5 protein-coding genes are annotated in these 7,948 nt (G+C 69.0%); 2 read left to right on the top strand and 3 right to left on the bottom strand.

All coding sequences use genetic code 11. The annotated features are described in order from the left end of the window. Positions 1–450: 450 nt before the first annotated feature. Together ACFV9J_RS19540 and ACFV9J_RS19535 are read left to right on the top strand one after the other, a co-directional pair. A complete protein-coding gene (locus ACFV9J_RS19540) occupies positions 451–1,134 on the top strand; it encodes a hypothetical protein (protein ID WP_385355880.1) in 684 nt (227 codons plus the stop codon). A gap of 37 nt (positions 1,135–1,171) precedes the next feature. Then, positions 1,172–3,838, top strand: a complete 2,667-nt coding sequence (locus ACFV9J_RS19535) for a Helicase associated domain protein (protein WP_385355879.1) — start codon at positions 1,172–1,174, stop codon at positions 3,836–3,838. A 224-nt stretch (positions 3,839–4,062) separates the two neighbouring features. Here the strand turns inward: ACFV9J_RS19535 and ACFV9J_RS19530 are convergent, their stop codons facing one another. The 3 genes from ACFV9J_RS19530 to ACFV9J_RS19520 all read right to left on the bottom strand — a co-directional run bounded on the left by ACFV9J_RS19530 (position 4,063) and on the right by ACFV9J_RS19520 (position 7,290). Further along, positions 4,063–4,605: a hypothetical protein gene (locus tag ACFV9J_RS19530; protein WP_385355877.1), complete on the bottom strand. Its 543-nt coding sequence runs from the start codon at positions 4,603–4,605 to the stop codon at positions 4,063–4,065. Positions 4,606–4,636: 31 nt separating this feature from the next. Continuing rightward, positions 4,637–5,521 carry a PIN domain-containing protein gene (locus ACFV9J_RS19525; RefSeq protein WP_385355875.1) on the bottom strand — a complete coding sequence of 295 codons (885 nt, stop codon included), beginning with the start codon at positions 5,519–5,521 and terminating at the stop codon, positions 4,637–4,639. A 404-nt stretch (positions 5,522–5,925) separates the two neighbouring features. Continuing rightward, the gene (locus tag ACFV9J_RS19520; protein WP_385355874.1) at positions 5,926–7,290 is read right to left on the bottom strand and encodes a helix-turn-helix domain-containing protein; all 1,365 of its coding nucleotides are present in this window, start codon (positions 7,288–7,290) and stop codon (positions 5,926–5,928) included. Positions 7,291–7,948 lie beyond the last annotated feature (658 nt).

The raw sequence follows: 7,948 nt of genomic DNA, 5'->3' as shown, positions 1-7,948 counted from the left end.
GAGCGGGTACCACATCGCTGCGCGATGTGCAAGTGGGGCGGCCGCTGCGCTCCCGCTGGCCCTCGCGATGCGAGGGCGGTCCCTTCCGCTGCGCTCCAGGGACCGGTGGGGCCGGCCGCTGCGCGCCCGGCTGGCCGCGCGGTGCGCGGCCGGGCTGCTCGGGGTCTGACGGTGCGGCTGGCGGGGCCTCTAGTACGGGAGTTGAGGGGAGCGCGGGGCGCTCCCGGCGGGTCCGCTGCGCTCCCCCACCTGACGGTCCTTCCGGCTGCGCCTCCAGAACCTTGGGGCCCGCTGACGCAGGCCGGGCCGGCTATGAGGGGTGAGGGTCGTTCGTGTGGATTCCAGTGTACCGTGTGCATTCGGTAGATGCAGCATGTACCGTTGGCGGAAACGCAGGACACACCCCAACCGCCCGGTAACCTCCCCCAATTACGAGAGGAATGACCACAGATGACCGGTCACCAGGAATCTACCGGACCCGATTCCGCGCTGAGCAGCGATTCTGTGCGCCGGGTGACGCAGTACCAGACTGCGGGCGTCAACGCCCGGTTGAGGCTGTTCGCGCTCCTGAAGGCTCAGGGCGTGCCCGCGAGCGAGGCGGACGGCCTGGTGGCCGCGCTGGAGGCCGGGGCGGTCGCCGGGGCGCAGTGCCAGGTGGTGGAGCTGGACGGGACGGCGCCGGCCTCTCGTGGCGTGCAGTTCGAGGACGGCTGGGACGAGGGCGTCAGGACCGTGAGCGAGGCCCTGGTGGGCATCGCGGACCGGGAGTGGTCCCGGCGCGGCGGCCGGTCCGTTGGAGCCGCTGAGCTGGCCGTATACATCGCGGACGTGAGGCAGCGTGAGCGGGCCGACCTGGTGCGGCTGGAGAAGTTCGTCCGGGAGGCCGTGCTGCCCGGCACCCACCCGCACACCACGGCGCGGCGCCGGGTGCTGGAGGCGCTGGGTGAGGCCGGCGGTCTGTGCACGGCCCGGACGCGGAACGGGGACGTCGTGGTCTGCACGCTCGATGCCGGTCACTACGACCCGGACGACAAGCCGCCGTTCAAGGACGGGAAGCCGGGCGGCTGGCACAAGGCGGATGCCTCGATCTGGAACGAATTGGGCGCGGCCTGCGTTCCGCACGCGGCCATCTGAAAAGCCACTGGAATTGACCGCTCGGGGAGGCAAGGAAATGTCAGCGATTCCGCTCAAGGAACACCAGGTAGACCAGCGCGCCGCGTTTCGCAGGTGGGTGGGATTCTCTGCAAGGTCATCTGTGCCCCCGCAGGGTGCCCGTGCCACGATCGTGTCAGCGACCGGCTCGGGTAAGACGATCATGGCCGCCGCGTGCGCGCTGGAGTCGTTCGCGGACGGCCGGATCCTCGTGACCGTGCCGACCCTGGACCTGCTCGCGCAGACCGCCCAGGTGTGGCGCGCGGTGGGCCACCGGGCCCCGATGGTCGCGGTGTGCTCGCTGGAGAACGACCCGGTGCTGAAGGAACTGGGCGTGCGGACCACCACCAACCCGATCCAGCTCGCCCTGTGGGCCGGGCACGGGCCCGTGGTCGTGTTCGCCACGTACGCCTCTCTCGTGGACCGTGAGGACGTCGACGCTCCCGAGGAACAGCGGAAGGTTCGCGGGCCGCTGGAGGCCGCTCTGGCGGGCGGGGAGCGGCTCTATGGCCAGCGCATGGACGGCTTCGACCTCGCCATCGTGGATGAGGCCCACGGAACCGCCGGTGATCTTGGTCGGCCGTGGGCCGCGATCCACGACAACGCCCGGATCCCGGCGTCCTTCCGGCTCTACCTGACCGCGACCCCGCGCATCCTCGCCGCGCCCCGGCCGCAGAAGGGCGCGGACGGCCAGGAGGCGGAGATCGCGACCATGGCCGACGACCCGAACGGGACGTACGGCGCGTGGCTCGCGGAGCTCGGGCTGTCGGAGGCGATCGAGCGCGAGATTCTCGCCGGGTTCGAGATCGACGTCCTGGAGATCCGCGACCCCTCCCCCGTGATCGGGGAGTCCGAGGAGGCCCGGCGGGGCCGGCGTCTGGCGCTGTTGCAGACCGCGCTCCTGGAGCACGCCGCCGCGCACAATCTCCGTACGGTCATGACGTTCCACCAGAAGGTGGAGGAGGCCGCGGCGTTCGCGGACAAGCTGCCGGAGACGGCAGCCGAGCTGTACGTCAACGACGCCTCCGATGAGGACCTGGCCGCTGCGGACAAGCTGCCGAAGTCCTCGATCGACGCGGAGTTCTACGAGCTGGAGGCCGGCCGCCATGTCCCGCCGGACCGGGTGTGGTCGGCGTGGCTGTGCGGCGACCACCTCGTGTCCGAGCGGCGCGAGGTCCTGCGCCAGTTCGCCAACGGCATCGACGCGGCCGGGCGCCGGGTGCACCGCGCCTTCCTCGCCAGCGTTCGCGTCCTCGGGGAAGGCGTGGACATCACCGGCGAGCGGGGCGTGGAAGCCGTCTGCTTCGCGGACACCCGCGGCTCGCAGGTGGAGATCGTGCAGAACATCGGCCGGGCGCTCCGGCTCAACAAGGACGGCAGCACGAAGGTGGCCAGGATCATCGTGCCGGTGTTTCTGGAGCCCGGCGAGGACCCGACCGACATGGTCGCCAGTGCCTCGTTCCGCCCCCTTGTGGCGGTCCTCCAGGGGCTCCGCAGTCATGATGAGCGACTTGTTGAGCAGCTCGCTTCCCGCGCGCTCACGAGCGGGAAGCGCAAGGTTCACGTCCGGCGTGACGAGGATGGGCAGATCGTCGGGGCCGGCGGGGAGGGTGACGGCGAGGGCCAGGAGGGCGACGACACGCAGGCCGCCGCCGAAGCGGCCCTGCTCCACTTCTCCTCTCCCCGGGACGCTGCGACGATCGCGGCGTTCCTGCGCACCCGGGTCTACCGGCCGGAGTCGCTGGTGTGGCTGGAGGGCTACCAGGCCCTGCTCCGGTGGCGGAAGGAGAACGGGATCACCGGCCTCTACGCCGTGCCCTACGACGTCGAGGTCGAGGTCGGCGTCACCAAGGACTTCCCCCTTGGCCGCTGGGTCCACCAGCAGCGCAAGGCGCTGCGGGCCGGGGAGCTGGAGGAACGGCGCAAGACGCTGCTGGACGCCCCAGAGGCCGGGATGGTCTGGGAGCCGGGCGAGGAAGCCTGGGAGAACAAGCTCGCCGCGCTCCGGTCTTACCGGCGGGCCATGGGACATCTCGCGCCGCGCCAGGACGCCGTGTGGGGCGAAGGCGAAGCGATGGTGCCCGTCGGCCAACACATGGCCAACCTGCGCCGGAAGAGCGGCCTGGGCAAGGACGCGGAGCGGGCCGCCGCGCGCGCGAAGCAGCTGGCCGCGGTCGATGAAGACTGGAACTGCCCGTGGCCGCTGGACTGGCAGCGGCACTACCGCGTCCTCGCGGACCTGGTCGACGCCGACGGCGTCCTGCCGGCCATCGAACCCGGGGTGCTCTTCGAGGGCGACGACCTGGGCAAGTGGCTGGAGCGGCAGAAGAACCCTGGCACCTGGACGCAGCTGTCGACCGAGCAGCAGGAGCGGCTGTCGAAGCTGGGCGTGCAGCCCGCTGAGGCCCCGTCTTCCGCCCCGGCAGCAGAGCGTGCGGCAAAGGGCCCGAGCAAGGCACAGGCCGCGTTCCAGCGGGGCCTGGCGGCCCTCACACAGTGGGTGGAACGGGAAGGCGCGGACCGGCCCGTGCCGAGGGGACACAGCGAACAGATCACGGTCGACGGCGAGACGGAGCCGGTGGCCGTGAAGCTGGGCGTGTGGGTCTCGAACACCAAGTCGAGGCGGGACAGGCTCGCGGCGGAGCAGCTGGACGCGCTGCGGGAGCTGGGCGTGCAGTGGGCGTGACGCTCGCGTCGGCGGGTCGTTGAGCCGGTCGGGCATCCCAGAGCACAGAGAGACCCCGGGCCGCAGATGCCCGGGGTCTCGTATGTCTGGCCAGTGGCGAGGGCCGCTCCCGCGGCACGGGTCAGCGCCGTTCGGCGGTCTGTCCCGGGGTGGCCGCCCTGTTGCGCGCGGGCTTGCCTTCGTTCCTCTTCTCCGTGCCCACGAGAGCCGGGTTGGCGAGGGAGTCAGTGAGGCTGGGCGGAGGTGGTGGCGGAGGAGGTGGGGCTGGGTTCCCCTGGTTCTGTGTGTCTGTCATGGCCGCCAGTGTGCAGCACGAGACTGACAGTGGAGAGGACGATCGCGGCGGCGACAGCGGCCAGGGCGACCGTCCATCGCTTGGTCTTCCGCTGGTGCAGGCGGGCGTTCTTCTCGAACATCCCCACACGCGTTCCGGCCAGGGCCCCCAGCGTCGCGCCCTTTTCCGAGCGTGCGTAGGTGTCCAGGACGTCCCGCGGCTTGATGTCCTCGTACTCGGCGAGGTTGAAGACCGAGATGCCGAAGCCGGCGGCCACCGCGTACGCCGCGAAGGCCGCGGTACCGGTGAACAGCTCGAAGCTCCGGGAGGCCAGGAACTGGGCGCCTGTGGCCGCGAAGCCGACCAGGAAGATCGCCTTCGTGTCCACCTTCGCGCCCGACTCCGACTGGCGTGCCAGACGGGCCGCGAGTTCGCTGTTGATCAGCTCCAGGGTCTCTTTCTGATCCTCGAGCTCTTGCGGCGTCATTGTCATGTCCTGAGCGTATGTAGTGCGGAGCGTCCGTTCAGGGTGCCTCGATGAACGGCAGTCCGACTGCGGCGAGCTTCGTCTGGAGGTTGATGTCGTCGCTGGCCACGTAGACGGAAGAGCCGGGATGCCGGGACTGCAGCAGCAGGGTGGAGGCCACCAGGCGGTCATCAGGCACGTCTAGGTCCAGCCAGTTCGGCAGCCCGTCGCCCTTGGGTTCGATGTGCTCGAAGACGGCGTGCACGTCGCCGGCGACTCGGACGCCGCGCCGCACGTCGCCGTTGGTCCGCAGTCCCTTCAGGCGGCGGTCGGCCTTCTTCGCCGCCTCCCGAATATCGGGGTTGCGTCCGGCGCGCTTGTGGTCGTCCAGTTCCCGCAGGACAGCGGGCATCAGGTGAACCATGTACCGCTTTCCCAGCAGCGGCGTGTAGATCGCCACGTCGGGGTCGTCCAACAGCACGTTCGTGTCGACCACCAGGCGCACCGCCCAGGGGTCACAGGGCAGCAGCTCACCCAGTTTCCGGAGTGTGGTCACTGCGTCGCGCACGCGGTCGGTGGCCTTGTCGATGGTGGCCGGCACCGTTTTGTCACGCGGGCGCTCAAGCCAGCGCCGCAGTAGGTCAAGGTTCTCCTCAAGGCGCTTGGTGACCTCGGGAGTCGGATGCGGGAAAAGCAGGCGGAACAGCGGCTCCCAGTCCCGCACGCGCCCCAGCAGTTGCATTCGTCGCGCCTCGAGTTCGGGGCTGCTGGGCACCCATCCCCATTTGGGAGCGCCAAGGTGCATCACGTAGTCGCGTCCGCGGTTGGGGTCGGTGTTTCGGATCTGTGAGTCCGCGAGGATCTGCACGAAGTCCGCTTCGATCAGGTCCAGGTCCGTCCGGAGGCGATCCAGGTAGGTCGGTGGAGCTGCTTGCGTGGCCATCTGCCGATGATGTCGCACGCCACTGACAGCCCTCACCGGTCGGATGTCCCAGAGCACCTCCGTCGCCGGGCTGACGGCGGGGCGCGGTGGCACTGGCCGACGCGCAACCGGGCTGGGCGCGCCCCGATCCCCGGCCGCGACCGCGCCGCCCATCCCGCCCGTCCCTTACTCCTTCACTCCAGCCAAGGGACATGGGCAGAGCAGCCGCAACGGGGATGTCAGCGATCCGACCACGGCAAAACAGCGTGGTGACCTGCGCGGACGCGGGGACGGTCCTGCGGGCCGCGCAACACCTGGCGCAACCCTTGGCGCAACATCCAGCGCAACAGATAGGCGCAACCCTTGGCGCAACCTCGTGCTCCTGGTCGACCGGGGCGACCGCTCACGCGGAGCGTCCTCTTCGGCTACAGCCCGAACTGGCTCATCAGGTCCGCGCACAGTTCGTCAGCACTGCTGCGTCCTTCGTCATCCGCCGCCGCAGGGGAGAGCACGGTGTGAGCGGGCTGGAGATGGTGGGGCCTGCGGGTGTACGGCGGCTCCGTCTCCGCCCCATCTCCCCAGGTTGAGGTGAGCGGTGCCATGGCCCTGGGTCCGTCTGGAGAGATGATCAGCGAAGTCAGTTGCAGGGTGCTGTCCAGGCGCAACTTTCGCTGGTGCTCCTGCGCGGTGGCGATGAAGTCGTAGCAGCACGCCGTCACCAAGCGCTCGGATACTTGGAGGACGTCGTCCTGTCCTGGGAGCTCCTCGCCCCCCGCGCGGATGAAGGACAGATTGGCGGCCATCACCACGGTGCCGTCGTAGTGCAGCTCAGTGATGATCTCTCGGTTCATGGGTGACTGCAGGTTGTTGCACACCCAGCGGCGCAGGCCGGGGCGCGGGTTGAGTCGGGTGTCCGGCCCCATCCCGACCAAGGGGCCTGGCACCAGCTCTCTCGCGTGCAGAACGCGGGCTCGCGTCTTGGCGGCCTCCAAGACCTCCCGTGCCTGATCCCGGCTCATCGTGGAGGCCCCGCGTGGCAGGGGCCTCTGGGGTCGGGAGACCGCGATGAACCAAGCTGAGGGCACGTGGACGTGCGCGGTGACGGTCTGGGTGGTGAAGTCGATGTGGCGCTGGATCTCTTCTTCTGCCCGGCCGACGCGGGCGAAGCGGTCGCGGTAGGCCCGCTCGATCTGGTGCTCTGCCATCCAGGCGGTGTGGTCGTTGTCCCGGTAGGGGACGACCGCAGCCTGCTGTTCCTTGTCGCGTGCTGCGCCGCCGTACACGAAGTGCGGTGCCATCTCGCTGGCCGGCACATCGACGACCAGGACCGTCTTCATCCCGTCGGTCAGCTCGAATATGTCCAGGTCCGGCAGGTAGGGCTGGACGTGGTTGCGGATCCACTGGGCGTACTGCTGCCGGTTGACCCCGTCGGGGTCGATGCCCGTCAGGACGGTCGTCTTGTCCTGGACCCCGAAGATGATCAGTCCGCCACGGGTGTTGGCCATGGCGGCGACGTCCTTGGCGAACTCATTCCACCGACCGTCCCGGGGCGGCTGAGGAAGCATTTCCTTCCAGTCCAGGTCGTCGGACTCCTCCAGGTTGTCCGCTGCGGCCTGGCGGACCATGTCGAAGGTAAGGGGCCCGGGTATCCGAGGTGTTCGTGGAGTCTTGTCCATGTGCGTGCCATGCGCGGCAGCGTAGAGGGCGTATCGAACCCTGTCAGACACGCTTTCCCCCTCGCGATGGCGGGCGGTGATCAACCACAACAGGAAACCCGCCGTCAGGAACAAGGCCGTCGTGCTGCCCTTCGCCCAATCCGCGCAGGGTCCAGAGTCTCACCCGGGGCCTCAGCAACCGATCGCCAAACGTGAGGTCAGATCCTGGTCGACGGCAACGTACGCCGATAGCGGCCCGTTGCTGACGTAGCTGAGTTCATCCCGCAGTACGGCGGACTGAAGGTGTGCACGCACGGTCTTTGCGGTCGCGCTGCGCAACGACGGCCGCGTCACCAGTCCGTAGCCCTGCGGTGCCTTTCGCCCGGATGGCTTCCATCATGGCAGGCCACCATTCCTGGTATGACGCGTCACCGTCTTCAGCCGAGTGGCAACCCTCCTCATCTGTATGGAGCAGGAGCAGTCCCTGGAGCGCACCAAGGAGAGGTGCCCAGTTCTCCGCGGACGCGCGGTCCCTGGCCGTCGCGTAGGGAAGTTCGTATTGATCAACGTCAGGGAGCACATTCCACACGTAGTGCTCAGATGGCACGGCACCGCGGAGGTACACGGCCACCGCTGTACGCCACTGAACCAGCGCTCCTACCCCGCTATTGGCATGCAACTTCCCGCCCTCGCGCAAGAGCGCGGACAAGGTACCTACCTGCTCGCTAGTCAGCTTCATACACCGCGCAACGAGTGGATCCCGCACCGGACACCTTCAAGGCCGCCTGCCTGA

The organism is Streptomyces sp. NPDC059906 (genome assembly GCF_042730645.1).
In the GTDB taxonomy this organism is placed as follows: domain Bacteria; phylum Actinomycetota; class Actinomycetes; order Streptomycetales; family Streptomycetaceae; genus Streptomyces; species Streptomyces rubrogriseus.
Note: the sequence above shows the minus strand (reverse complement) of the source record. Positions and strands in the feature narration are given on the sequence as shown.

Coding starts and splice junctions, on each gene's coding strand:
- ACFV9J_RS19540 (WP_385355880.1), top strand. CDS start 451: ATGACCGGTCACCAGGAATCTACCGGACCCGATTCCGCGCTGAGCAGC.
- ACFV9J_RS19525 (WP_385355875.1), bottom strand. CDS start 5,521: ATGGCCACGCAAGCAGCTCCACCGACCTACCTGGATCGCCTCCGGACG.
- ACFV9J_RS19530 (WP_385355877.1), bottom strand. CDS start 4,605: ATGACAATGACGCCGCAAGAGCTCGAGGATCAGAAAGAGACCCTGGAG.
- ACFV9J_RS19535 (WP_385355879.1), top strand. CDS start 1,172: ATGTCAGCGATTCCGCTCAAGGAACACCAGGTAGACCAGCGCGCCGCG.